Here is a 26,535-nt window from a genome sequence, read left to right as displayed (position 1 = left end):
TAACATATTTTATTAAGAACAGGTATAGCGAACCACACGTAAGGTTGAAGGGCGAGCATCGAGTGCATCACGCGCGCCTAAGTTTTCAGAGTTACGTAGATCAGGAGTATTTGATAGACCGAAGTTCGCACGTGTATTACCAATTTGACGGCCGTACTGGGTATTTTCCAAAGCAGGATTTGCAATTTCGTTCACGCTTAAGATTTGTAATTTATAGATCTTTTGCGTATTTAATACTTTTTGGCAAGCACGTTGTAATTTATTGGCATCCAGTTGTTGGTTTTGGCGACCCGCTAGAGTATATGCAAGTGTTGCGCTATCTGCAGATTTGGACTCTATTTGAAAGCCCGTTTGACCATTAAAAGCACGTGGAGTGCTTTGGCAAGCAGCCATCGACATTGCAACAATACCCAAACTTAAAACTTTGTAAATATTTTTCATCATTCATTCGCCGTGTGTATTTGTATGCTCAGTATGCCATAGTCCGTCTGTCGACTCGATGGCGAAAATCAAGAAAGCCAAAGAAGTTTGATTAACTCTTTGATGCAGCCGAAACGGTGAATAGATGGAAATGGAGATAAAAAAAGCTCATCAAAATAGGCTTTGATGAGCTTAAGTGGAATAGCAGGGCTGAGCGAATTAATCGTCAGTGATCATGCTATGTTTTTTGGTATCTTTCATGAAGACATAGGTAATTAAAGATAAACCAATCATGAATGTAATGTAGTAGAAGAAGTAGTTTTCATGGCCTGCATTTTTGAAGCTCAAAGCTACAAGTTCTGCGGTACCACCAAAGAGTGTATTTGCAATGGCATAAGGCAATGCAACACCTAGGGCACGGATGTGTGCAGGGAACAACTCAGCTTTTACTACGGCATTAATCGCAGTATAACCAGTGACAATCACCATACCGCTCATGCAAAGCATAAATGCTGTGGTTGGGCTAGTCGTAGAACCGATACCGTTGAAAATTGGAATGGTGAAGAGTACACCAAGCACACCAAAGGCGATCATAATTGGCTTACGACCAATTTTGTCTGAAAGCGCACCGACAGCAGGTTGTAAAAGCATAAAGATGAAAATTGCAGCAGTGGTAATTTCAGTTGCTGTGGTTTTTTCAAAACCAGACGTGTTGACCAAATACTTTTGCAAATAAGTGGTAAAGGTGTTGAACGCTAAAGTACCACCGGCAGTCAACATGATCACAGTGAAGGCTTGTTTAGGGTATTTGGTAAATAACGCTAAAGCACCTGATTTTGGACCACCATTTTTAGCTTGTTCTTGAGCTTCTTTAGAGGATTGAGTTTCAACTAAACCGCGACGAATCCAGAACACCACAATAGCGAGTAATGCACCGATGAAGAACGGAACACGCCAGCCCCATTCAGTTAAAGCTTGTTCTGAGAAATTGCGTTGTAAGATAATTAAAACGCAAAGTGCCAATAGCTGACCTGAAATCAGTGTGACATATTGGAAACTTGAGAAGAAGCCACGATGGTTTTTACCTGCCATTTCAGTCAAATAGGTGGCACTAGAACCATATTCACCACCAACACTTAAGCCTTGGAGTAAACGCGCTAAAAGTAGAATAGCGGGTGCGAGCATGCCTACAGAATCATAGGTTGGTGCACATGCGATCATCAGTGAGCCGACACACATCAACGATACAGACAGCGTTAAACCTGCTTTACGACCTTTACGGTCCGCATAAATACCCATGACCCATGCGCCGATTGGACGCATTAAGAAACCGAGTGCAAAGACTGCAGCTGCTTGTAAGAGTTTTACAGTATTGTCACCGTCAGGGAAAAATTGCGGTGCAAAGTAAAGGGTAAAGGCAGCGTAGACATACCAGTCGTACCATTCAACGAGGTTGCCGGCAGATCCGCCGAGGATAGATTTGACACGAGTTTTTCTATCCAATTGTTCAGGAACAACTGGCTCAGATGAGTTTGACACATCATTCTCCAAGGAATGAATGCAAAACATATCCATTTAAACTCTTTGGGAAAAGTTTAAATCAATATATTTTGTCGAAATGGGAGATGGAACTATATTTATTTAATTTATACTCCTGTTGTCGCAGAAAATCATGCGACTTTAGTCTATAAAATGCGATTTTTTTGATCAGATAGATTTTTCACGACTAAATGAAAACAACAAAGCCTCATAGACTGAGGCTTTGATGGGGAAAACATGCTGTTTTTGATCAGCTTGATCAATAAGTCATCATCAAATGAACCTGATCAATGCTCCTGAATTTTGGAATGGTGTTTGGTGTCTTTCATAAAGACGTAGACCAATAATGAAATAAAAATCATGATGGTTACATAGATGAAGAACCATGTCTCATAGCCAGCTTCTTTGAAACTTAGGGCAAAAAATTCTGCAGTACCACCAAAGATGGTATTTGCAAGAGCATAAGGCAGTGCAACACCCAATGCGCGAATATGCGCAGGGAACATTTCTGCTTTTACAACCGCATTGATCGAGGTGTATCCCGTGACAATCACTAGACCTGCGAGACAGAGCCAAAATGCAGTCCAATAATCTTGAGTTTGTCCTAATGCACTAAATAGAACATAGGTGAACAGCACCCCTAAGATCCCAAAAGCGATCATTAAAGGCTTACGACCAATTTTATCGGATAGACCACCTGCTAGTGGTTGTAAGCACATAAAAATAAACAGTGCTAAAGTGGTGATTTGCGTGGCCTCAGGTTTACTAAAGCCAGAGGTATTGACCAGATATTTTTGCAAATAGGTGGTGTAGGTATAAAAAGCCAATGTACCCCCAGCTGTTAAAAATAACACCGTGAATGCTTCTTTCGGATAATGCTTAAATAGAGAAAATAAGCCTGATTCAGGCTGGTCCTTTTGCTCTTGTGCATTTTTGAAGGACTGGGTTTCTAGCAGGCCACGTCGAATACGGAAAACCACTACCGCTAAGCACGCACCAATAAAGAACGGAATACGCCAGCCCCAATCATGCAATTGTTCTTCTGTCAGCAACCATTGCAAAATAAGTAGTACGCACAGTGCAGTCAACTGACCTGCAATCAGTGTCACATATTGAAAGCTTGAAAAAAAACCACGACGGTCGCGGTCAGCCATTTCACTGAGGTAGGTCGCACTAGCGCCATATTCACCGCCGACACTTAAGCCTTGAATCAGTCGAGCTACCACAAGAATAATCGGCGCCAAAATACCAATTTGGTCATGCGTTGGAGAAATTGCAATCATCAATGAGCCGATACACATGAGTGTGACGGAGAGGGTTAAACCTGACTTTCGACCTTTTTTGTCTGAATAGATCCCCATAATCCATGCACCAATGGGCCGCATGAGGAAGCCCACTGCAAAGATGGCCGCGGCTTGGAGAAGTTGTGCAGTCTGGCTGCCCTGAGGGAAAAAAGCATGGGCGAAATAGAGGGTGAATGCCGCATAGACATACCAATCGTACCATTCAACAAGATTACCTGCTGAACCTCCGAGAATGGATTTTACTCGGGTCTTTGTATCTAAATTTGATTGAGTAACAATTTCTTCCGTCATTTTAAAATCCATCTTTTTTATTGTGTGAAAATATCTTATGCGTATCGAAAAGCATGAAATGTAAACTAAAAAAGAGGTTTTGTTTAAAAAGTGTACAAATCAACAACTTGTCGTGAATTTTGCTTTGAATAATGGTTTGGGCCTTAAAATGATTGATTTCATACTTGAGCCAGCAGGCTTTTAAACGTACATTTAAAATATAACTTCTCATTTAATGAGGAATACAAAAACTCAGCGTAAGGATATCGTGACCAAAATAGGTATCTTGATCAAAAAATCATGATCAATGAGAAAAATAATAAAGCAAAGAAAACGATGCATTGTTGAATAAAAAAGACATAGTGGGAGGGAGCGATGAATACACAACAACAATCAATATATGACATGGTGGTCATTGGTGGTGGAATCAATGGTGTTGGTATTGCTTGTGATGCAGCGGGGCGGGGGTTAAGTGTTTTGCTCTGCGAAAAAGACGATCTCGCGAGCCATACTTCATCTGCAAGTAGCAAGTTAATTCATGGTGGTCTTCGCTATTTAGAGCATAAAGAATTTCGTTTAGTACGTGAAGCGCTTGCAGAACGCGAAGTTCTGCTTAAAAAAGCCCCTCATATTATTCGGCCTATGCGTTTTATCATGCCACATGAACCGCACTTACGTCCGGCTTGGCTAATTCGGACTGGATTATTCTTTTATGATTATTTGGGTAAGCGAGAACAGCTTGCTGGCTCCAATGGTATTGAATTTGATGTGAAAGTTAGTCCTTTAGCACTCAGATTTACTCGAGGGTTTGAATATTCCGACTGCGTTGTGGATGATGCACGCTTGGTTGTACTCAATGCAATACAAGCACGAGAACATGGTGCACAGATTCTGACTCGAACAGAATGTTTAAATGCATATAGTAAAGGTGGCATTTGGCAGGTGTGTTTGAAAAATGCCAAGGGTTTGCAAAATGTGCAGGCTAAAGTATTGGTGAATGCGGCAGGTCCTTGGGTTGCTGACTTTATAAAACAGGGTTTAAAGCAAGAGTCACCTTATAGTATACGGCTGATACAGGGTAGCCATATCATTGTTCCAAAGCTCTTTGACGGCGATAAAGCTTTTATTATGCAAAATGATGATCATCGCATTGTCTTTGCGATCCCATATTTAGAACAATTTACCTTGATCGGCACGACAGATCGTGAATATCATGCAGACCCAAATCGAGTAAAGATAAGCCAAGAAGAAATCGATTACTTGCTTGATGTGTCAAATGATCACTTTAAAACTCAATTGACGCAAACGGACATCATTTCAACCTATTCAGGTGTGCGTCCGCTGTGTGATGATGAGTCAGATAATCCAGCCGCAGTCACGCGAGATTACACCTTGGCACTGACCGATGTAGAAGGGGCTGCATTACTTTCAATCTTTGGTGGCAAACTTACCACTTACCGAAAACTAGCAGAAGCGGCATTAGATCAGCTTAAAACGGTTTTTCATCATCGATCCAAACCTTGGACTGCTGATGCAACATTGCCTGGTGCGGAAAATTTAGAATCGGTAGAGCAGTTGATGGTTGAAATCCAACAAAAAGTGCGAGGGGTTTCGATCAGTCTAGCCAGTCGTTGGGCGCATGCTTATGGAACCCGTGTCTGGATTTTGCTGAATCATTTAACTTCGATTGATGAATTGGGTCAAAACTTTGGACATGGATTGTATGCTCAAGAAGTGGATTATTTGGTCGAGCAGGAGTGGGCGAGAAGTTCTGAAGATATTTTGCAAAGACGAACAAAGTTCTATTTGCAATTCAGTGCAGCTGAAGTTGATGCTTTGAATGAATACTTAATGGCAATTCGAATAAAGCAAAAAGCTCAAGATGTGGCTTAGTAGATATAAAAAAAGACCGCACAAGCGGTCTTTTAAATCTTCCTTAATCCCTCTTTTAAAAGAGGGAAATTAAAGGCGGATTAAGCAGATTTTTTTACAGCTTCTAAAAGCTCGTCTTGACGTGCTTTAAGTGCTTTTGGTAAACGATCACCAAGTTTGTTGAACAATTCAGTGTGGCTCTCAAGTTCTTTGATCCACTGTTCTTTGTCTTGTGAAGTTACAAGATCAAATTGTTCTTTAGTGAAGTCTGAACCAGTCCAGTTCAATTGTTCGTAAGTCGGTACGCGGCCAATTGGAGTTTCAACAGCAGTTGCACGACCTTCACAACGGTCAATGATCCACTCAAGAACACGCATGTTTTGACCGAAACCAGGCCATACAAAGTTACCTTCAGCATCACGACGGAACCAGTTCACGTTGTAGATACCAGGAAGTTTATTGCCAGCAGCTTTAGCTTTAGCAGCAACTTCTTCACCAAGTTCTAACCAGTGAGAGAAGTAGTCAGCCATGTTGTAACCCGCAAATGGAAGCATTGCGAATGGGTCACGACGAACGATACCTTGTTGACCAACAGCAGCAGCAGTTGTTTCAGAGCCCATAGTTGCAGCTTTGTAAACACCGTCAACCCAGTCAAATGCTTCTGAAATTAGAGGCACTGTGTCTGCACGACGACCACCGAAGATGAACGCAGAAATTGGAACACCTGCTGGATTTTCCCAGTCAGCATCAATAGAAGGACACTGACCAGCTGAAACAGTGAAACGAGCATTTGGATGAGCTGCTTTTTCTTCGCCGGTGTGTGGTTGACCTTTCCAGTTAGTTAGATTAGCAGGTACTTCTTTAGAAAGACCTTCCCACCATACTTCACCGTTGTCAGTTACAGCAACGTTAGTATAGATTACGTCTTTATGAAGAGTCGCCATACAGTTCGGGTTAGTCTTGGTATTTGTACCAGGTGCTACACCGAAGAAACCAGCTTCAGGGTTGATTGCATATAAACGACCATCTTCACCTGGTTTGATCCAAGCAATATCATCACCTACAGTTTCAATTTTCCAACCTTCGTAACCCGCTGGTGGAATCAACATCGCGAAGTTTGTTTTACCACACGCAGAAGGGAATGCAGCTGCGATGTAGTGTTTTTCGCCTTGTGGGTTTGTCACGCCAAGGATGAGCATGTGTTCAGCTAACCAACCTTGTTGACGACCCATAGAAGATGCAATACGTAAAGCTAGGCATTTTTTACCCAACAATGCGTTACCGCCGTAACCAGAACCGTAAGACCAGATTTCACGAGTTTCTGGGTAATGAACGATGTATTTTTCAGGGTTGCAAGGCCAAGCAACGTCTTTTTGACCTTCTTCAAGCGGAGCACCAACAGTGTGTACGCAAGGAATGAAGTCACCGTCAGTACCAAGTACGTCATAAACAGCTTTACCCATACGAGCCATTTTAGACATGCTTACAGCAACGTAAGGAGAATCAGTAAGTTCGATACCGATGTGAGCAATATGAGAACCTAAAGGACCCATAGAGAAAGGAACAACGTACAAAGTACGGCCTTTCATTGAACCGTCAAATAAACCATTCAGACGAGCACGCATTTCAGCTGGAGCTTCCCAGTTGTTTGTTGCGCCTGCATCTTCTTGTTTTTCAGAACAGATGTAAGTACGACCTTCAACACGAGCAACGTCAGAAGGATCAGAATTAGCAAGGTAAGAACCAGGATGTTTTTCTTGGTTAAGTTCTTGCATAGTGCCGTTAGCGATCATCAAGTCGATATAACGTTGATATTCTTCTGCGCTACCGTCACACCATTCGATTTTTGCTGGTTTGGTTAATTTGGCAATTTCTTCCACCCAAGCAATTAGCTTAGGGTGACGAACGAATTCTGGTGCGTTCACTTGGGTCATGGTGAGGCCTATCTCAAAAATGTACTAACCGTACAAAGTATAATCTGCATCATGGGTTACATCATGCAGATAAAAGATGAAAAAAAGTGGCTGTATTAAAGCATAAAATCATAAAAAAAATAAGACTAAAGAAGTGGTAGATTTTTTTTGGTAGTTAATGCTATTTAAGTTAAATGTAAATAAAATACAATAACTTAATAGATTTTATCGCGAATTTTAACTTTATTTATTAACGTGATGGACAATATTTTATATATTTATTTTTAATAAAAACAAAAAGTTGCATGTATTTGATATTTGAGAATTATTATTGATTAAATAAATGGTGGTAATTCGATTTTTACATAAAGGCGCTATTATTTGCTGTTAAATTCGACAAAATACAAAACTAAGCGGCCAAGATGTATAAAAAGTGATTAAACAAGCCAAGCCTTTATCTATTATTTATAATAAAAAATCAGGATTTCATGCTGCAAACAAAGATGAAGTCTACGAGGAACTTGTGCGGATATTATCCGATCATGATTTCGAAATACAGTCTTTTGAGCTTGGGCAGGAAGCCAGTTTTGATACTTTAATGAGCAAGGTGTTTGCACGCCACCAAGACCCAGATAATTTGGGCGTTGTCGTTGCTGCAGGTGGTGATGGAACCTTAAATGCAGTTGCTCATCGGTTGATGCATACCGATATTCCAATGGGGATCTTACCTTTAGGCACATTTAATTATGTGGCGCGCGTACTCAATATTCCTCTCGATTTAATTCAAGCAGCACAGGTCATTGCGACAGGCAATAATCGACAGGTACATGTGGCGCAAATCAATGAACATATCTATTTAAACAATGCCAGTTTGGGCTTGTATCCATTATTTATACAAAAAAGAGAGTTTTATAATCAGAAGTTTGGTCGTTTCCCATTGCATGCTTATACCTCAGGTTTGGATGTGCTGATTCGAGATCGTAAAGAGTTGAAATTGGAAATCGAAGTTGATCATCATATTTATCCAGTCAAAACGCCTTTGATCTTTTTTGGTAATAACCAATTGCAATTGGCCGATTTAAATTTGCAAATTGCTAAAGATGCAGCAGCAGGTAAAGTTGCAGGTGTGGTGGTCGCAAAAAGTGATAAGAAAACTTTATTTAAAATTTTATGGCAGTTGATCCGTGGCAATATCGACAATGCGCCAGATGTGTATAGTTTTGCCGCTAATGAAGTCACGATACATACTCAACGAAAAAAAATGACCGTTGCTGTGGATGGTGAGATTGTAGAAATGAAACCGCCGCTTAAAATTCGAGTGCAAAAACAAGCCTTAAAGATACGGGTGCCACATGATACTGCATCTGTCTGATCTGCATTTTGGCACTGAAAAGCCAGAGTGTATGCGCGCGATTCAGCAATTTTGTCGTGAAAATCGTATCGAAGCCGTGGTTGCCAGTGGAGACTTAACCCAACGTGCGCGCTATCGTCAGTTTTATGCATGTAAGCAATTTTTAGAAAGCTTAAAGCTGCCTTATATCGTTGTGCCAGGGAATCATGATATTCCGCTGTATCATTTATGGAACCGTGTTTTTAGTCCTTTTGCACGTTATCAACTATTTTTTGGTGCCATGGAAAATGTACTGGAAACCGAGCATTTCTACTTAATTGGGATCAATAGTATTCGTCGTCGTTACCATACGCGAGGGCATGTGTCGCTCGAGCAAATACATTATGTCGACGAGTTACTTAAACATGCGCCGCCCAATAAAGTGAAATTAATCATAGCGCATCAACCTTTTTATACGCCGCCCAATGACCCGCATGGTGTGAAAGATTGTCCTGTTCAAGGGCGTTTGGCGCTCGAACAGTGGAGTCAACACGGTTTGAATGGTTTATTGCATGGACATTTACATGTTCCAGCCAGCTATGACCTCAATCAAATTTATGCTTTAGGCGTTGATCATCCCGTTTGGGATATTCATGCAGGCACAGCGACGTCATATCGCCTACATGAGAACCTTGCCAACAGTTTTAATGTCATTGATGAGCAGATGAATGTGCGACATTATTTTTATCATTCAAAGTTAAAAATATTTGAAGAAAATCTCAGCACTCATGTTTTAGATGAGCTTTAACCATTTAAATTTAAATTTTGAAGAAAAAAAATACAAAAAGATGAAAAAATTTAGAATTTGCCCTTGAAGCGTTTTATTCCATCCCCACAAAAGTGTCATATCAAAATTTTGTCGATGACCTAGGAAATAAGAAGTCATCTTCACATCGTTATCAATGACATTTTAAATGTCTATGGAGTTAGAAATGAGCAAGATTCGTCCTTTACATGACAACGTCGTTATCCGCCGTGTTGAGAAAGAAACTAAAACTGCTGGCGGTTTAATCTTGAGTACTTCTGCTGCTGAACAACCAGCTCAAGGTGAAATCATTGCTGTAGGTAACGGCAAAGTAACTGACAACGGTGTTCGTGCGTTAGACGTTAAAGTTGGTGACAACGTGCTTTTCGGTGCTTATGCAGGTACTAAAGTAAAAGTTGACGGCGAAGAGCTTCTTGTAATGAAAGAGTCTGACATTTTAGCTGTACTTGAAGGCTAATCTCAGAACTTTCGAACCAAATTCGATTTGAAAAATATATTAAAAATTTTGGAGTAAACCATGTCAGCTAAAGACGTAAAATTTGGTGATTCAGCGCGTTCAAAAATGATCGCGGGTGTAAATGTACTTGCAGATGCTGTAAAAGTGACTTTAGGTCCTAAAGGCCGTAACGTTGTCATCGACCGTTCTTTCGGTGCGCCGCACATCACTAAAGATGGTGTTTCTGTTGCTAAAGAAATCACATTAAAAGACAAATTTGAAAACATGGGCGCTCAGCTGGTTCGTGAAGTGTCTTCAAAAACCAATGACATCGCGGGTGACGGTACAACAACTGCAACTGTACTTGCTCAAGCAATCCTAAATGAAGGGATCAAATCAGTTACTGCTGGTATGAACCCAATGGATCTTAAACGCGGTATCGACATCGCGGTTAAAGCTGTTGTTGCTGAAATTAAAGCGACTGCTAAACCTGCTTCTGACTCTAAAGCCATTGAACAAGTAGGTTCGATCTCTGCGAACTCTGACACCACTGTTGGTAAACTTATTGCTCAAGCAATGGAAAAAGTCGGTAAAGAGGGTGTAATTACAGTTGAAGAGGGTTCAGGCTTTGAAGATTCTCTAGATGTTGTAGAGGGTATGCAGTTTGACCGTGGTTACATCAGCCCGTACTTTGCAAACAAACAAGATACACTAACAGCTGAACTTGAAAACCCATACATTCTTCTTGTTGATAAAAAAATCAGCAACATCCGCGAATTAATTGCTGTACTTGAAGCTGTTGCTAAAACAGGTAAACCGCTTCTTATCATTGCTGAAGATGTTGAAGGTGAAGCACTTGCAACTCTTGTTGTAAACAACATGCGTGGCATTATCAAAGTTTGTGCTGTTAAAGCACCTGGTTTTGGTGATCGTCGTAAAGCGATGCTTCAAGACATCGCGATTTTAACTGGCGCGACTGTAGTTTCTGAAGAGGTTGGTATGTCTTTAGACCAAACTACACTTGAGCACTTAGGTACAGCGCATAAAGTTACTGTTTCTAAAGAAAACACAGTAATTGTTGATGGTGCAGGTGTTGCAGAGCAAATTGCTGAACGTGTAACTCAAATTCGTGCTCAAATTGAAGAATCAACTTCAGAATACGACAAAGAAAAACTTCAAGAACGCGTTGCTAAATTGGCAGGCGGTGTTGCTGTAATCAAAATCGGCGCTGCAACTGAAGTTGAAATGAAAGAGAAGAAAGATCGCGTTGACGATGCACTTCATGCAACTCGTGCTGCAGTTGAAGAAGGTGTTGTAGCAGGTGGTGGTGTTGCACTTGTACGTGCTGCAAAAGCACTTGAAGGTGTGTCTGGTGCTAACGATGACCAAAATGTTGGTATCAACATTTTACGTCGTGCAATTGAAGCACCGCTTCGTCAAATCGTTGCAAACTCTGGTGATGAGCCATCAGTTGTAATCAATGCTGTGAAAAACGGTGAAGGTAACTTCGGTTACAACGCTGCGACTTCAGAGTATGGCGATATGTTAGAAATGGGTATTCTTGACCCTGCTAAAGTGACTCGTTCTGCGCTTGAGCATGCTGCATCTGTTGCAGGTCTTATGCTTACAACTGAATGTATGATCACTGAAATCCCAGAAGACAAGCCAGCAATGCCAGATATGGGTGGCATGGGTGGTATGGGCGGTATGATGTAAACCTCAGCGTACCCAAACTTCAAAAACCTCGTATCGTCAGATACGGGGTTTTTTTTATGGCGTAGTTTTTGTAATGTAGAGATTGCACACATGAAAAGACAAAATCACCTAGCTATTTTTTATTTACACATTAAATGTGTAATATGTATTTAAACTCCTTTTTTTGTGAATAAAACTCATTATTCTTTTTAGAACAATAAGAAAAACAAATGATTAAATAAATGTAATGCAGATTGGAGTAGGCATAAAGGGGATAAAAATGGATAACCGAGAACACGAAATTATAGGCAGTATTTATGATGCCGCTGTAGATGTGAATTTATGGCCGCAAGTAATTGAAAAAATTGTTCAATATACAGACAGTAAAACCGCCATTTTTACTGCCTTAGATCAATTTAGTCCAAGTTACGATTTTTTATTTAGTCACAATATTCCAGATGAAGCTTTGCATGCCTATCGTGATGAGCGGATTCGTGTGATTGACATGCAGTTACACCGAGTATTGTGGGAAAATTTAGGTGTGGGCCAAGTAGCGAGCTCGGATTTATCGCATTATGGGGAAAACCCTGAAAGTGATGAATATATCTTTTATGAACGGTGTTTGAATCCGACGGGAATTAGTTATATCTCGGCTGTTTTGCTCGATCAGGGTTCACATCGCTGGGCGGTTTTGGGATTACACCGTTCGCCAGATGTAGCGCCGTATCAACAAAAAGAGTTGGATTTTTTAAAGCATTTGGGTGTGCATTTACGCCGTGCTTTACAAATCCATCGTCAGTTTAGTTTGGTTAAACAAGAAAATTTAAGTTTGTATAGCGTGCTCGATCATTTAAAAACAGGTGTAATTTTGCTTGATCATCAGCTGAGTTTGACTTATTCAAACCCTTTAGCTCAAAGCATGCTGGAACACGATTCATGTTTAGATTTGGATTTGTATAATCGATTAAAAACCCATGCTTATGATCAAAGTCGTTTAGATCAATTATTACATTCAGCGTTGTTGGGACAGTCGGCATTAAACGCAGATGTAGGCGGTGTATTGTCTTTGTCAGATGCGAAAGGACAACAATTAATGCTGACTATCGTACCTTGTTCTAAATTAAAAAATATGCAGCATCAAAATGCAGGACAACATCAAATTGCGGTATTTCTGACCGATAAACATCAGCACTATGCCTTGTCTAAAGCCTATTTGCAGCAAGCTTATCAATTATCTAAACGTGAGTTTGAGTTGTGTGAGTTGTTGTTGAATGGTTATAAGTTAGAAGAAATTGCGGAACATTGCGGGATTACCCTCAGTTCGGTGCGCACTTATTTTAAAAATATTTATGAAAAAACCCAATGCAACTCGCAAATTGAACTTATGCATTTATTAATGGGTTGTACCATTCATTTTGAGCATATTGGTTAAAGCTGCCTAAGTTTGGCTTAGGCAGCTTTTGAATATGTTTAGTTACTACGTTGTAGGGTAACAGAGTCTTCGCCTTGCGGATGCAAGGTTAGGCTTGTTCCTGAGATGCTGTAAGTTGCATTCACTTTACTGCCATCCCAAGAGTCTTGTAAGCCACCGCAATCGTTGGTGTCATATAACACTTCTGTTGCGGCAAGTGTATTGGCTGTCATTGAATATTTGCCATATTCAATACCTGGGTTAGCGCAATCATCATCGCCTTCAGTGTCTAACAAGAAATAGAATCCTGTGTCAAAGAAAGCAAATAAATGAGTTTGATTAAATTGCCAAGTGCCGACTAAACCTGATGATTGTTTGACTTTAGTTAAAATATAGGTGCTATTACTTCCTACATCAGTCAGCACTAAATCTGTACCGTTATAACTTAGGCGGTAATGACCATCATTGTCTGGATGTGAAAGCCCGTAGTCTCCATTAGTATCTACTGAGATCACAGGGCTCAGCGCTGAAGTTAAAGCATTCCAATTTAGTCGTCCTGTTTCGATACCAGACTTCCCTGTTTCATCAGCTACATCTGCTTCACCTAGCGCATAACGTCCGTCTGGTAAAATATGTAATATAACAGCAGTGCTTTCAGTACGCCCAATTTCCCAAGTGCCTGCAATATCTTTATAGAAAGTGGCTTGGAAGTTTTCTGCAGCTTTTTCAGGTGTCACGATTCGATCTAGTGGGATATCGGTTTTAGGGATCACTTCATTGACAAACGTAGTTGAAAACTCTGCGGGTGTTTGCTCGAAATTCATATTCACAGCGGTTAAGGCTGTTTGAGTGTCTGCAGTAATTTCAATTCCATTGCTATGGTCGCCATCGCTATCTAAAGATTGTAAAAATACCATTAAGTTGGTACGGGCATTTTCACTTTCAGCCAAATCTAGTGGGGTAATACGTGCTTTAGCTTCAATGGCTTCACCAAGTTGCACATCACCAATAAAGAAGCGAACAGTATCACCCTCAGCATATTCAAACTCACCTTTATCATTGGTGATACCTTCAATACTTTCACCTGAACTCGAAGCTCTGAGATATTTAACCCCAGTTACAGGGCCATCGGTCAGTACACCAATCTGTGTTGCTGAACTAGGTGGCGGATTCTGATTGCTACCAGAATCATTGTCTGACCCGCCACATGCACTGAGTAAACCTGCTAAGGCTAAGCAAATTAACGTTTTTTTCATCATGATTTCCTTGTCATCCAAATTGTTATGTCAGAAGTATAGAAATAAGATGAATCTAGGAGCTATCCCAAAATTGGGAGGGCAAATACAAAAATCTGTGAGAAAAAATGAAGAAAAAACAATATTTTTGTGAAAAAGTATAATTTTTTGATTTTCAGTCACGGAAGATCCACTCGCCTATGTTAATTTGAAGAGAAATATTGCGTGTTTAAGCCCAATCGCCACCAGAAAGTGATCTTGTTCTATGCTGTCAAAATTTTTTATTGAACGTCCAATTTTTGCAGGTGTGCTCGCTATTATGGTGATGGCCGTACTTCACTTAGCGCTGCAATTGGTGTTGCTGGTGGTAGCGAAGTTGGTGGTCGTGTAGGTCTTTCTTATGTATTTGGCGGAAAATAATTAACCCGTTGATATATTTGGATTAAACAAAAAATCCCCGCTACTTGCGGGGATTTTTTTATAACAATCCTATTTAGAGTAAAACACTAATCAAGCTTTTTGGTGAGTTTAAGATTTACTTCAGGCATTTCTAGTTTTTCACCTTTATCACCACGAAGCTCAATAAAGTTTTCACCTACAAAGTAAATTCGATTGTCGCCCTCGGCATCAAGTTGAATCATCCCAGGTTGATCTGGCAAAAACTTAAAACTGCCTTTTACTTTATTTTCAGTGTTTGCAGGTTTGCCTAAAAACTCTTGGCTAAGCTCGTAGCTTTTATCGAGTTTGAGTTCAAGCTCAGTTTCAATCCCTTTGCAATCATGGCAAGGCAGAATCCCTTTATATTCACCTGCCCAATCAAGTGCATTTTCGGTGTTATCACCTGTGGCAATCGGACTTTCTGAGGCTGCGTCTGTATTGGCAATGACATTATTATCTGGTGGTGTCGCAGTTTCAGATTCATTGCTGGTTTTTGAACATGCCGTTAAGGTTGCACTGACCATACAGAGAGCGAGCATTAGTTTTTTCATGAGATTTATACACCGTACGTACCCAATATAATGCTAAGCGTGACTATTATTGCGCAAGAAAAATAGCCTATTCCTGTTAACAATTGTGTGTTTGGTTAATGGGTCAAAACAGACATTTGATTTTTAAAATTCGTAAATAGTGAAATATTGGTGATTTACCTAAAAGTGAACGCTAAAGGACATTTATATATTAATTGGTGGATTACTGAACAATATAGGCTTTTATAATTATTTTGCGTTGTTAAACTCTGTGGCATAGAAAAAACTGTCGGTGCAAATTGTGTTTGAAAAAACAGCGGAAAAAAGTCTGAACTTAATGGGGTGGCAAATTGATAACCATTGGGATTTAAATATCGACCAATGTGTCATGATTGCAGCGCCACATACCAGTAATTGGGATGCACTTTATGCACGCCTTGCCCTGAAAGCTTTAGGGGTTAATGTTCGTATCACGATTAAAGACAGTTATATGAAATTCCCGTTTGGGCCTTTTGTACGTGCCATGGGCGGAATTGGTATTAATCGACGTCCAAAACAAGATGGTGAAGCTCGTCAAAGTATGGTTGAGCTGATGGCTGACTTGTTCAAGCATCATCCAAAATTGGTCATGTTGGTGACGCCAGAAGGGACACGCGCCAAACAAGAGAAGTGGAAAACTGGTTTTTACCATGTTGCTATGCAAGCGGGTGTGCCGATTGCTTTAGCCTATATGGACTATGCGCAGAAAAAGACTGGGGTGGGTAAAATTGTTTATCCTACAGGCGATTATGAAAAAGATATGGCTGAAATCATGGATTTTTACGCGCAAATACATGCCAAATTTCCTGAAAAATTCAGTGTCGATACACGCTATCACTAATCCAACAATCCAAAAAAAGGACAGCATCGGCTGTCCTTTTTTATGTTTAGATTCTTCTATTTAGATTCTTCTGTTTAGATTTTTATATTGATTTTAATCATTAAAGTCGGGATGGATACCGCCCAGATTTTGACATGCCGCCTTATAAATAATGTATTGCTGATCAACTACATCAATGAGCGGGATACGAAATAATTTTTCGCCTTCTTTATAGCTGTCGATATATGACACGACCTTTTGTTTACTTGATGCCAGTTTTTCTTCATGAAAACTTGTAATCGAGCTATGAGTCATATGTGAACTTTCAATATTATTGCATTGAAAATGTGAGAGTAGTTTTTCAGCTTTTTTAATTTCGCTGGACGTGCCAAACATACAGCCGCTAAGCAGAGTTACACCTGCAAGCAGGATGAACTTTTTCATGGTTTTATTTTAAGCAAAATTATGAGGTGCAATATTCTATTAATTTTCGTCAGAAAAATTAATTACTTTTTTACCATTTGGCTAATTTTTATTTAAATGTGAACTGTGTCATTGTTACAAGATGTGAATATCTAACTGAGAAGGGGTTTTTCTAGAATGATTTGGACAAATATCTTTAGGTTTTGAGTCATCAGCTTAAGATACTCATCGTTACCAAAAAGCAGCCTGAAGAAAATAATAGCCCTAACACGATATGCTTAAATTGGCGTTCTGAAATGCGATAAAAAAGTTTGGCACCAAAAATCACTGGAAAAGCCATAATTACCAACAGCACGGCTAAATAGGGCAGATGTTCACGATGGATGATCCCTTGTAGCAGATAGCTGATGAGTGTAACGAGCTGAATGGCTAAATTGAAATGTCGCAAAATATAGCGTTGTTCTGCTTTGGGTGTATTTTTCAGCATGAGCCATGCAGAGGGTAATGCACCACAAAAGCCTCCAAGACCACCCAAGATTCCAGCAATATATCCAATACTAGAATCCGCCCATTTCCCTGATTTTTGGATGAATGAAAATTTAGGATTAAAAAATAAAATTGGGCACCAAAACATTAAAAAAGCGCCCAAAACCAATTTAAATGTATCTGGATTAATGCTGTCTAATAAATACGTACCGAGCGGTACACCTAAAATTCCTGCAATTAAATAGGGATAAATGATTTTTTTATTGATCGGAATGCTTTTACGTTCTGATGATAATGAAATGAAGTGGCTATAAACTGAAGCGCAGACCACCAAGGGTGCGGCTATTTGTGGGGGGAGTATCCAAACCCAAAATGACATTGCGATAAGGGCGAATGCAAACCCTGTTAATCCTTGTACGAATCCCGCAAAGATGGCACCAAGAATAAAAATCAGCCAAGTCATTAAATTACAGCTTTGTAATACGTGGCGCTATTGTAGTGAATTTTTCTATATAAATGTGGCTGTCTGAGCAAATGTAGCAAAATTGGATGTTAAATGATGAATAAAACATGAATGTTTAAATACAGCAGATGTACACAGACTTCCGATTAAATTCATTTCGATAAGTGAAAATGCTCTTCATCAAAGAGGAGTGCTACGCATGCTTAAACAAGTTGCTTTGCTATCTGTGGTGGCAGTTACATTTACAGGGTGTGTCGTGGCGCCATTTGATGATGGCCGATACCATTCGAATCAATATGGCTATGCAAATCAATATGGTAATTCAGGTCAATATGGTGGTTCATACGGACAGCGCTATGACTCAAGTCAGCGTTATGACCATTCATATGGTCGAGTGAATAGCCCGCAACATCGACCAAACTCAGCACGACCGAATTCGAATAGCCGTCCAGACGATATATATAAACCAAATGCGCATAAACCGAATGTACAGAAACCTTCATCTCAGCATCCGTCAAATGTGCAGCGTCCAAGCACAAAGCCTCAGACGCCAGCTAAACCCAATACAAGCAAGCCCCAGCAGCAAAAAACACAGCAACAACGTCCAAAAGTGACGCCCGTGGATAAAGCTAAAACTCCGGGTGGATTTAACAGCCAGCGTCCACTTCGACCACAGGTTTAACGATTTTCAAGTAATAAAAAAGGACGCATTGACGTCCTTTTTTGTGTGCATTTACATTAAGCCTTTTTATATAAGCCTGCACGCACCGTCCCAGCTTTGGTTTGTTTGATTTGCTGCCAAGTGCTCGGGAGTTTTAATTGAGCAAGATCACGGTCAGCTTCGATATAAATTAAACCATTGTCTGCAATGCAGGGATCGACCAATTCAGCAAGTTCTTGCCATAAATCAAGACTATACGGTGGATCTAAGAAAATCAGATCAAATTGGTCTTTCAAGTTAGGAATGGCTTGTTGTGCCGTCATGTTTTTGAGTTGCACACGTTGTTTGCTAACTCTTAAAAGTTCTAAATTGTCCATGAGAAACTTCGCTTGGGTGCGATCAGGTTCAATTAAAACAGCTTCTGCTGCACCACGTGAGAGTGCTTCAAATGACAAAGCACCTGAACCTGTACAAAGGTCGAGAACTTTGGCATTTTGAACATCCCACATGAGCCAGTTAAATAATGTCTCGCGCACACGGTCAGGTGTAGGGCGTAAACCATCAATACTGGCAAAAGGCAGTTGACGGCGTTTCCATTCACCCCCAATGATTCTTAATTGATTTTTCATGAATTATTCCTCATCGGTTGCATGTGCTGCACTGGCAGCACGAGGTGGGGTATTTGCAGTATTCGATTGTTGAGTTGCACTGTTGTTCTGCTGAGCTGTTGGGCTCGCATTTGGATCGGCAGATAAAATATTAGAGCCGCTTGGTAACTCACTCGGTTTTAGACCTGCAGTCATGAGACCACCGCTAATTTGATGGCCTGCAGGACGAATTGGATTCTTTTTACGTGTTAATAACCAGTAGTCAAACATTGGTTTAGCAATTTGAGCAGCAGAACCACCGTGACGACCATTTTCCCAAACGACGGCAATCGCAATTTCAGGTTTTTCCGCAGGGGCAAAACCAACAAATAAACCATGGTCAAGCTGGCGCTCTGTCAATAAGGACTCGTTATAACGTTTACCTTGGGCAATACTTTTAACCTGTGCTGTCCCTGTTTTACCTGCAATTTGATACATCGGGGTACGAATACCACGACCTGTCCCTGTTTGTACCACATCAATCATGGCATCACGCATTTTGATCCAATCATCTGGCTTACCATTAAATTGAATGCGACCATTCGGGGCGTTATGGACTTTGTGAACTTTAGCACCTTTACTCTCACGCAGAACGTGAGGTGTAACATGAGAGCCTTGATTGGCAGTAATGGCAGTCGCCATCGCCAGTTGTAATGGTGTTGCAGTAAAAGCACCCTGACCAATACTGACAGAAATGGTTTCACCTTTGAGCCAGTTGGACTTCCGTGTGCGAAGTTTCCATTCAGGATTTGGATATAGCCCCGTACTTTCACTTGGTAAATCAACTCCGGTTTTTTCACCGAAGCCAAACTGACGCATCCACGTATTCATTTTTTCAATGCCCATACGATAGGACAAGACATAGAAATAGGTATCGCAGGAAACGACTTGAGCTTTGTGTAAATTGACTGAGCCATGACCAGTTTTTTTGTGGTCACGGAAACGATGGCTGTCACCCGGAAGTGTGAAGTAGCCCGGATCGGAAATGGCAGTACTCCAGTCCACTAGACCATAATGAATACCACCCAGACCAAACATCGGTTTGATCGTTGAACCTGGAGGATAAGCCCCTTGTACAGCACGGTTATATAAAGGTTGATCAAGGCTATCACGCAGTTCAGAATAATCTTTACTGCTAATGCCAGTAACAAATAAATTGGGGTTAAAACTAGGACTGGACACAAGAGCAAGAATTTCTCCAGTACGTGGGTCAATCGCCACAATTGCACCACGTCGATCTGCAAGCTGCTCTGAAGCGACCATTTGCAGTCCATAATCTAGGGATAAATATAAGTCATTACCACGAATCGGATCTTTACGACCTAGATGACGTAACACATTACCAAAGGCATCGGCTTCAACCGACTCATTTCCCGGCATACCGTGTAAAAGTTCTTCGTATGATTTTTCAACGCCAATTTTACCGATTAGGTTTGAGCCAGCGTATAAATCTTTATCAATCGTTTTTAGTTCTTTGTCATTAATACGACCTACGTAGCCAATCACATGGGCAAACAGTTCGCCATGTGGATAGTAGCGAGTCATTTGGGTCTCTATATTGACACCCGGAAATTGATATTTCACCTCACTAAAACGGGCGATATCATTTTCATTTAAATTCAGTTTAATCGAAACACGTTCAGTCTTTTTAGAGGTTTTAATTCGACTTTTAAAGCGTTCGATATCTTCAGATGTAAGCTCTAATAAAGGTGTTAGGCGCTCAACAGTATCATCGATATCTTCAACATCCGCACGGCTCATGGTTGCTGAGAAAACCGGATAATTATCGGCTAATAACACGCCATTACGGTCATAGATATAACCACGAGAAGGTGCAAGTGGTTGCAGTCGAATTCGGTTTTGATCTGCAGCAGTTGAAAAGGTCTCATAACTCTTGATTTGCAAATATGCATAACGTGCCACAAGCAACAGCATAAAGAAGGAGACAATCCCTATCGAAATCACCACGCGATTACGATAAATCCGCTTTTCTTGCTGGACATTTTTTAAAGGATAATGCTGCTTCATACGCGTTCGACTTAAAGACTGAGAGCTAAAATAACGGAAGAGGCATATTCTAGCGCAACTGACATTTTTTTGATAAATAAAAACGACTCTGCTGTGATTGCAGTCTATATTTTGACTTTGCAGACATGAAAAATATGGGGCTTTGTGTATAACAGTTCATATTATTCTGCTAAAGTCGAAACGTATAAAAAAGGAATATTCCAAAAAATAATACTAAGGAAGTTTGTGAAAACAATGAATAAATTATATCCATTGCTTGCATTTATGATGCTTGGAAGCATCGCACATGCCAATGACAATTCATTTTTACCTGAGGCAAAGTTAACAGGTAAGGGTTATCAACCATGGAATGTTGGAGCAGGTTTTACTCAAAAAATTATTCACGTGAATGGTGAGTGGGTAAACCCATATGGCATTGCTTATGCAAAAGCTGGTGTTTTCTTGAACGATGATAAAACACCTGGCGGGCAAGTCGGCTTTCGTTACCCAGTTCATTTCACTGGCAAAGATAAAAATGGTTATTATATCGGAGCTTATGCGGGCCACATCGACTCCAAGAAAGTAGATGGTGAAGATGAAGCGCGTTTAGGTGGTGGTATCGATCTTGCTTATGTGATGTTGAGTGCCGAGCGTATTAGTACGTTTAGTGTAGGCATGGGTGCGGGTGAAAAATTAGAAGACAAATCAGGTAATGTGATTGTGGAAACCGAACCGAGACTACAAATCTCATATACTTTAAGTTTTGGTTTGTAGTGAAAATAATCAACTTTATTTTATAACCGCACTCACTGAATAAAATTAAATATGGAAGTTATGCATGCTTGAGTATGTTAACGAATTGTGGCAAACCTTTTTGCAACGTCCCGATTTTTGGGCTGTGCTGAGTATTATCCCTGTTACCGCATTCGTTACCTGGGCACACGTTTGGATGGCACTGAAAATGGTGTTTTACCCAATTAATTTCTGGGGATTCCATTTAGGTCCATTACCCGTGGGATGGCAGGGGATTGTGCCAAGAAAAGCTGGACGTATTTCTGGCATTATTACGGATAATACATTGTCTAAATTGGGTTCCTTGCGTGAGTTTTTGGATGCAATGGATCCTGAGGACATGGCGCGCATCATTGGTGAACAAGTTGGCTTTGAGCTTGAACATTTGATTGATGAAGTCATGCTAGACCGAAATGCGGTGCTTTGGGAAAACCTACCGTATTCAATTAAACGCCGTATTTATGCCCAAGCACACAAACAGCTACCAAATACCTTAAAAGAACTCGTGACCGAACTGACCATGAACGTAGAGTCACTTGTTGATATGCGTGAAATGGTGGTGAGTCAAATGGAAGCAGATCGTCTCATGATGGTGCGTATGTTTCTTAAAGTTGGCCAAAAAGAAATCAACTTTATTTGGCATATCAGTGCCTTGATTGGGATGTTCTTTGGTATCTTCCAGATGATCGTTTGGTTTGTGGTGCCTTGGCATTGGACGGTTCCATTATGGGCAGCAATCTGGGGCTTTTTGACCAACTGGATTGCCATCTGGATGGTATTTAATCCCATTGAGCCGCACCCTGTTAAGTATTTGCAATTATTTGAATTAACTAAAGATCGTAAATTCCCTTGGATGAAACCTGTGATTCCACGTATTGGAACGTACAATGTTCAAGGGGCGTTTATGAAACGCCAAGAAGAAGTTTCGGATGTATTCGCAAGTGTAGTAACAGAAGACCTAATTACGTTAAAATCCATCATGACCGAAATGATGTATGGCGGGAAGAAAGATAAGACCCGTCGCATTGTGAAACGTCATATTAATGAAATTATGGAATCTCCACTGGTTCGTACCTCATTACAGTTGTCTTTAGGTCCAAAAGAGTACGCAAAACTCAAGACAGACTTGATCGATCGCTCAATTGAAATTACGATGGTGCCTGTATGCGACCCTGCGTTTAATGCGAGCCGTGCACAGAAAATCTTTCAAATGTTTAGAGACCGTATTCGTGAGCTAACACCGAAAGAATTTCAAAATCTATTACGTCCTGCATTTCAGGAAGACGAATGGATTTTAATTGTCTTGGGTGGTGTAACCGGTTTTATCGCGGGTACAATACATTTGTTTGTGGCTTTCTTATAATTAGATGCTGGAAGATGATCTGAATCTTGGGTTTAGATCACTACATAGCGTCATATACAATGTTTAAAATGAGGATGTTTTTTTATGCGCATTATATTACTCGGACCACCTGGAGCAGGTAAAGGGACACAAGCTCAGTTGATCTGTAAGCGCTACGATATCCCACAAATTTCAACCGGTGATATGCTCCGTGCTGCGATTCGTGAAGGTACTGAATTAGGTCTACAAGCTAAAAGCGTCATGGATAATGGCGGCCTTGTATCTGATGAGCTTATTATTGGTCTTGTAAAAGAACGCATTGCTCAACCTGACTGTGTCAACGGCTGCATTTTTGACGGTTTCCCGCGTACGATTCCACAAGCTGAAGCGCTTGAAAACGAAGGGATCAGCATCGATCATGTAATTGAAATCGATGTACCTGACGAAGAAATCGTTCAACGTTTATCTGGTCGTCGTCAACACCCTGCATCTGGTCGTGTATATCACACCGTTTACAACCCACCAAAAGTGGAAGGTAAAGATGACGAAACTGGTGAAGACCTTGTTCAACGTCCGGATGACCAAGAAGCAACAATTCGTAAGCGTTTAGGTTCTTACCATGCTGAAACTGAGCAATTGGTTGGTTTCTACCAAGGTCGTGCAGCTTCTGGCGAAAACGCACCGACTTATGACAAATTAAATGGTCTTCGTCCAATCGATCAAGTTCAAACTGATTTGTTCGCGATTTTAGATCAGTCTAAATAATTCAACTTTTTTGAATTTTTGACAATCAAAGAGTCCTACTGCATAGTGGGGCTCTTTTTTTATGTGGCTTTTAGGGCGAATCTGTTATGAAATTTGCTTTGGTTATAATGGTCATCATCGCTGTGGCGGTGTTATTGGGCTTATTATTTGTCAGCTTTAAAATGTTGCGTAAGGTGCAAGTGGAAGAGTTGGCTGAACGCCGTGAAATGCGTAAATTTGTACATGTATCTGAAAAGTATCAGGTACATCCGCAAGTTGAAGAAGAAAAAAAACGCTTGGAAAAGTTAAAAAAAGAGTTAGAAAACAAAGACACCAAATAAAAATGTCTAAATAAATAAGATTTTTTCAGATTATGAGAATTAGATAATGGAGTATTTGAATAGACATACCTGCTTGTTATTTCTTATAAATGTATGCCTTATTGCCTGTAAGAGTGACGTACAAACAGAAGCAGAGATTTTAAAACAGCAATGTCCTGTATTAGTTGAAAGCAATCCGTTATGTAAAATTGTATATGATAAGAATTTAACATCGACAGAGAAAATAGCGGGTATGGGTTTTTTGTATTTTACAGGCCAGAAAAATATTCAAAAAGATTATGTGCAGGCTTTTAATTTATTAAATTTTGCTGCACAACAAGGAGATGCTGAAGCAATCAACATATTGGGTATGATTTATATGAATGGAGCAGGACGAGATCAAGACTTTATAAAAGCAGAAAAATACTTCATGCAGGCAAGCCTGTTAAATGAGCAAAATGCTAAAAATAACTTAGGTACTTTGTACCGAAAACAGAAAAGAAATGCGGAAGCTGAAAAGTGGTATCTTCAGGGAGTAGCTGATGATCCAAGCAAGGCTTACGAAGGATTATCAAAATTATATGTCGAACAAGGGAAATATGAACAGGCATACGAATATTCTATCAAAGCATCTGAATATCGGAATGCGGAAGCTGAGTATAATCTTGGTGTTTTTTATGAGCAGGGGATTCATGTAGAACAGAGCAATGCGCAGGCTATATATTGGTACCAACGAGCAGCAAGTCAAGGGCATCAGGATGCTGCCCATAATATGCGCATTTTGTCAGACAAGGGAGCAATATAGTTCTATTTGAAAGGCTACTCTGATTTAGTAGGCAGAAATTCTTCATTTAATCTAGCTAAATTGATTTAAAGATGCTTTTAATCGCTACTAGGAACGCACTTCGAAATATTGCTATTAGTAAAAAGCTCAACATATTTTTTCATCATTGCTTCTTAAGATTTAACTCTTTCACTGCACCAAACTCATACTTATCATTCCAATTACATACATCAGACACGATACATTCATTGCATTTGGGTTTGCGGGCAATACAGGTATAACGCCCATGCAGAATCAACCAATGATGTGAATCAACAATAAACTCTTTGGGGATGACTTTGACGAGTCGGTGTTCTACTTCCAGAACATTTTTGCCGACAGCCAATCCTGTTCGATTCCCTAAACGAAAAATATGCGTATCGACTGCCATAGTTGGTTGTCCAAAAGCAGTATTCAGCACCACATTTGCAGTTTTACGACCGACACCGGGTAAGGCTTCCAAATCTGCACGATTATTCGGAACGATACTGTTATGCTTCTCAATCAGAATCTTGCAGGCTTTGATGACATTTTCCGCTTTAGAGTTATACAGGCCAATGGTCTTGATATATTCCTTCAGTCCGTCAACACCTAGCGCATAGATAGCTTCAGGAGTGTTTGCCACTGGAAAAAGCTTGTCTGTGGCTTTGTTGACACTGACATCTGTGGCCTGTGCCGATAGGGTAACAGCCACCAAAAGTTCAAATGGACTACTATAATTGAGTTCGGTTTTCGGGTTGGGGCGTTGCTCACGTAAGCGTTCAAAAAAAGTTTGAATTTGCTTCTTAGTCATGTTTTTAACAGCCATGATTAAGCCCCTTGCAGTTGTGTTAGTTGTAGCGTTAGTGTATGGAGTAATTCACGTTTTTTTGCATCTTCTCGAACACTCAGTTGTTTTTCTAATTTCTTAATTTGTGTACGAATTTTTGCAAGTTCAATGGTGGTTTTTGCATCGAGTTGAACGACTGGCGTAGCAGGTTTTTCCACGACTTCAATGACCGGTACCAAGTCTGTCTGGGTCGAAAATTGGGCAAAAAGTTCCGTATCAATTTCTGCGCGTACAATAGGGCCTTTACGATGAATTCGGCGTTTTTCCTCACGTTGAATATGTGCATAGTAGCGGCGACGTAAATCATTCTGTTCTGCGATTCGAACAGGTTCAGATGGCACATGATCAAGCTCTTCGACTAGGTCGATACAATCCACTGGACACGGTGGGATGCAGAGTTCGCAGCCCGTACATAAATCCGTCAAGACCGTATGCATCAATTTGCCTGAGCCAATAATGGCATCGACAGGGCAGGCACTGATACATTTGGTACAACCAATACATTCATCCTCACGAATCACAGCTTTAACCCGTTGCGGGCGTCCATCACTTTGGATTGGCCAAACGCTGGCTTCTGCTGTTAAGTGTGGACGATTTAATAACGCTGCTAGTGAATCTGCCACAGGTTGACCACCGGGTATACATTTATTGGCTTCTTCTCCTTCACTGATGGCTTTGGCATAGGGTAAGCAGCCGTCTCGGTGTCCACAAAGTCCACATTGAGTTTGTGGCAATAGGGCATCAATTTGTTGGATGAGGGAAATTTCAGAAGTCATGGGTAGTCGCGAGTACAAATGAAGGCAGAGAAAAACCAAAGAGGACGTTGAATTCTAGCATGTTTCAGTATGAATTGCTGTGCGCAAAAATGGGTCTATAGATGCATCATAAGTGAGCAAAATAATTCATTAAAATATTCCTAA

The 26,535-nt window shown here is 40.5% G+C and carries 26 protein-coding genes; 14 read left to right on the top strand and 12 right to left on the bottom strand.

Annotation, left to right across the window (positions count from 1 at the left end; genetic code table 11):
- Positions 1 to 12: 12 nt before the first annotated feature.
- The 3 genes from FTU65_RS05615 to FTU65_RS05605 form a co-directional block, all read right to left on the bottom strand.
- Entirely contained in the window at positions 13 to 441 is a 429-nt protein-coding gene (locus FTU65_RS05615) for a hypothetical protein (protein ID WP_180065539.1), read from the bottom strand.
- A 198-nt stretch (positions 442 to 639) separates the two neighbouring features.
- Complete coding sequence (locus FTU65_RS05610; RefSeq protein WP_078190125.1) at positions 640 to 1,959, bottom strand: MFS transporter; 1,320 nt, start codon at positions 1,957 to 1,959, stop codon at positions 640 to 642.
- A gap of 287 nt (positions 1,960 to 2,246) precedes the next feature.
- Positions 2,247 to 3,566, bottom strand: coding sequence for an MFS transporter (locus tag FTU65_RS05605; protein WP_180065532.1), 1,320 nt, complete (start codon positions 3,564 to 3,566; stop codon positions 2,247 to 2,249).
- Positions 3,567 to 3,908: 342 nt separating this feature from the next.
- Here FTU65_RS05605 and glpD point away from each other — a divergent pair, with 342 nt between their 5' ends.
- The gene (glpD, locus tag FTU65_RS05600; RefSeq protein ID WP_180065530.1) at positions 3,909 to 5,426 is read left to right on the top strand and encodes a glycerol-3-phosphate dehydrogenase; all 1,518 of its coding nucleotides are present in this window, start codon (positions 3,909 to 3,911) and stop codon (positions 5,424 to 5,426) included.
- Between the two features lie 80 nt (positions 5,427 to 5,506).
- On the opposite strand, the gene FTU65_RS05595 is transcribed toward glpD, so the two are convergent.
- Complete coding sequence (locus FTU65_RS05595) at positions 5,507 to 7,339, bottom strand: phosphoenolpyruvate carboxykinase (GTP) (RefSeq protein WP_180065528.1); 1,833 nt, start codon at positions 7,337 to 7,339, stop codon at positions 5,507 to 5,509.
- A gap of 412 nt (positions 7,340 to 7,751) precedes the next feature.
- Here FTU65_RS05595 and FTU65_RS05590 point away from each other — a divergent pair, with 412 nt between their 5' ends.
- The 5 genes from FTU65_RS05590 to FTU65_RS05570 all read left to right on the top strand — a co-directional run bounded on the left by FTU65_RS05590 (position 7,752) and on the right by FTU65_RS05570 (position 13,037).
- On the top strand, positions 7,752 to 8,690 hold the full coding sequence (locus FTU65_RS05590) for a diacylglycerol kinase family protein (protein ID WP_180003946.1): 939 nt from the start codon (positions 7,752 to 7,754) through the stop codon (positions 8,688 to 8,690).
- Positions 8,671 to 9,456 (top strand): metallophosphoesterase, encoded by a 786-nt coding sequence (locus FTU65_RS05585; RefSeq protein WP_180003948.1) that lies wholly within the window; start codon positions 8,671 to 8,673, stop codon positions 9,454 to 9,456. Before FTU65_RS05590 ends, FTU65_RS05585 begins: the two co-directional genes overlap by 20 nt.
- A 184-nt stretch (positions 9,457 to 9,640) precedes the next feature.
- Entirely contained in the window at positions 9,641 to 9,931 is a 291-nt protein-coding gene (groES, locus tag FTU65_RS05580; protein WP_078189876.1) for a co-chaperone GroES, read from the top strand.
- Between the two features lie 60 nt (positions 9,932 to 9,991).
- Complete coding sequence (groL, locus tag FTU65_RS05575; RefSeq protein WP_078192965.1) at positions 9,992 to 11,626, top strand: chaperonin GroEL; 1,635 nt, start codon at positions 9,992 to 9,994, stop codon at positions 11,624 to 11,626.
- Positions 11,627 to 11,885: 259 nt separating this feature from the next.
- Complete coding sequence (locus FTU65_RS05570; RefSeq protein WP_180020691.1) at positions 11,886 to 13,037, top strand: helix-turn-helix transcriptional regulator; 1,152 nt, start codon at positions 11,886 to 11,888, stop codon at positions 13,035 to 13,037.
- A 38-nt stretch (positions 13,038 to 13,075) separates the two neighbouring features.
- On the opposite strand, the gene FTU65_RS05565 is transcribed toward FTU65_RS05570, so the two are convergent.
- Positions 13,076 to 14,272: a hypothetical protein gene (locus tag FTU65_RS05565; RefSeq protein WP_179988557.1), complete on the bottom strand. Its 1,197-nt coding sequence runs from the start codon at positions 14,270 to 14,272 to the stop codon at positions 13,076 to 13,078.
- A gap of 244 nt (positions 14,273 to 14,516) precedes the next feature.
- Here FTU65_RS05565 and FTU65_RS16240 point away from each other — a divergent pair, with 244 nt between their 5' ends.
- Positions 14,517 to 14,642 (top strand): hypothetical protein, encoded by a 126-nt coding sequence (locus FTU65_RS16240; protein ID WP_257222683.1) that lies wholly within the window; start codon positions 14,517 to 14,519, stop codon positions 14,640 to 14,642.
- A 115-nt stretch (positions 14,643 to 14,757) separates the two neighbouring features.
- Here FTU65_RS16240 and FTU65_RS05560 read toward each other — a convergent pair whose 3' ends face one another.
- Complete coding sequence (locus tag FTU65_RS05560) at positions 14,758 to 15,240, bottom strand: copper resistance protein NlpE (RefSeq protein WP_180007485.1); 483 nt, start codon at positions 15,238 to 15,240, stop codon at positions 14,758 to 14,760.
- Positions 15,241 to 15,520: 280 nt separating this feature from the next.
- Between FTU65_RS05560 and FTU65_RS05555 the strand changes: the two genes are divergently transcribed.
- On the top strand, positions 15,521 to 16,099 hold the full coding sequence (locus tag FTU65_RS05555; protein ID WP_171262613.1) for a 1-acyl-sn-glycerol-3-phosphate acyltransferase: 579 nt from the start codon (positions 15,521 to 15,523) through the stop codon (positions 16,097 to 16,099).
- 93 nt (positions 16,100 to 16,192) lie between these two features.
- Here the strand turns inward: FTU65_RS05555 and FTU65_RS05550 are convergent, their stop codons facing one another.
- Together FTU65_RS05550 and FTU65_RS05545 are read right to left on the bottom strand one after the other, a co-directional pair.
- Positions 16,193 to 16,522 (bottom strand): hypothetical protein, encoded by a 330-nt coding sequence (locus FTU65_RS05550; protein ID WP_078189873.1) that lies wholly within the window; start codon positions 16,520 to 16,522, stop codon positions 16,193 to 16,195.
- A 190-nt stretch (positions 16,523 to 16,712) separates the two neighbouring features.
- Positions 16,713 to 17,450, bottom strand: a complete 738-nt coding sequence (locus tag FTU65_RS05545; protein ID WP_180065527.1) for a sulfite exporter TauE/SafE family protein — start codon at positions 17,448 to 17,450, stop codon at positions 16,713 to 16,715.
- Positions 17,451 to 17,649: 199 nt separating this feature from the next.
- Between FTU65_RS05545 and FTU65_RS05540 the strand changes: the two genes are divergently transcribed.
- The gene (locus FTU65_RS05540) at positions 17,650 to 18,132 is read left to right on the top strand and encodes a hypothetical protein (protein WP_180065525.1); all 483 of its coding nucleotides are present in this window, start codon (positions 17,650 to 17,652) and stop codon (positions 18,130 to 18,132) included.
- A 56-nt stretch (positions 18,133 to 18,188) separates the two neighbouring features.
- Here FTU65_RS05540 and rsmD read toward each other — a convergent pair whose 3' ends face one another.
- Together rsmD and mrdA are read right to left on the bottom strand one after the other, a co-directional pair.
- Positions 18,189 to 18,740, bottom strand: coding sequence for a 16S rRNA (guanine(966)-N(2))-methyltransferase RsmD (gene rsmD / locus FTU65_RS05535; protein WP_078189870.1), 552 nt, complete (start codon positions 18,738 to 18,740; stop codon positions 18,189 to 18,191).
- 3 nt (positions 18,741 to 18,743) lie between these two features.
- On the bottom strand, positions 18,744 to 20,786 hold the full coding sequence (gene mrdA / locus FTU65_RS05530; RefSeq protein WP_180065523.1) for a penicillin-binding protein 2: 2,043 nt from the start codon (positions 20,784 to 20,786) through the stop codon (positions 18,744 to 18,746).
- A 234-nt stretch (positions 20,787 to 21,020) separates the two neighbouring features.
- Between mrdA and FTU65_RS05525 the strand changes: the two genes are divergently transcribed.
- The 5 genes from FTU65_RS05525 (at position 21,021) to FTU65_RS05505 (ending at position 24,768) form a co-directional block, all read left to right on the top strand.
- Entirely contained in the window at positions 21,021 to 21,539 is a 519-nt protein-coding gene (locus tag FTU65_RS05525; protein ID WP_180020698.1) for a hypothetical protein, read from the top strand.
- Between the two features lie 64 nt (positions 21,540 to 21,603).
- Complete coding sequence (locus tag FTU65_RS05520) at positions 21,604 to 22,920, top strand: hypothetical protein (RefSeq protein ID WP_218946197.1); 1,317 nt, start codon at positions 21,604 to 21,606, stop codon at positions 22,918 to 22,920.
- A gap of 84 nt (positions 22,921 to 23,004) precedes the next feature.
- The gene (gene adk, locus FTU65_RS05515) at positions 23,005 to 23,664 is read left to right on the top strand and encodes an adenylate kinase (RefSeq protein WP_078189866.1); all 660 of its coding nucleotides are present in this window, start codon (positions 23,005 to 23,007) and stop codon (positions 23,662 to 23,664) included.
- Between the two features lie 86 nt (positions 23,665 to 23,750).
- Positions 23,751 to 23,984: a hypothetical protein gene (locus tag FTU65_RS05510; RefSeq protein ID WP_180011843.1), complete on the top strand. Its 234-nt coding sequence runs from the start codon at positions 23,751 to 23,753 to the stop codon at positions 23,982 to 23,984.
- Between the two features lie 46 nt (positions 23,985 to 24,030).
- Entirely contained in the window at positions 24,031 to 24,768 is a 738-nt protein-coding gene (locus FTU65_RS05505; protein ID WP_180011841.1) for a tetratricopeptide repeat protein, read from the top strand.
- Positions 24,769 to 24,910: 142 nt separating this feature from the next.
- Here FTU65_RS05505 and nth read toward each other — a convergent pair whose 3' ends face one another.
- The gene (gene nth / locus FTU65_RS05500) at positions 24,911 to 25,594 is read right to left on the bottom strand and encodes an endonuclease III (protein ID WP_180011839.1); all 684 of its coding nucleotides are present in this window, start codon (positions 25,592 to 25,594) and stop codon (positions 24,911 to 24,913) included.
- 2 nt (positions 25,595 to 25,596) lie between these two features.
- Positions 25,597 to 26,391 (bottom strand): RnfABCDGE type electron transport complex subunit B, encoded by a 795-nt coding sequence (locus FTU65_RS05495; protein ID WP_180011837.1) that lies wholly within the window; start codon positions 26,389 to 26,391, stop codon positions 25,597 to 25,599.
- Between the last annotated feature and the right edge of the window lie 144 nt (positions 26,392 to 26,535).

Source organism: Acinetobacter sp. YH12129 (assembly GCF_013418685.1).
Taxonomy (GTDB): domain Bacteria; phylum Pseudomonadota; class Gammaproteobacteria; order Pseudomonadales; family Moraxellaceae; genus Acinetobacter; species Acinetobacter amyesii.
The sequence above is the reverse complement of the archived record's forward strand: the minus strand, read 5'-3'. Positions and strand labels throughout refer to the sequence as shown.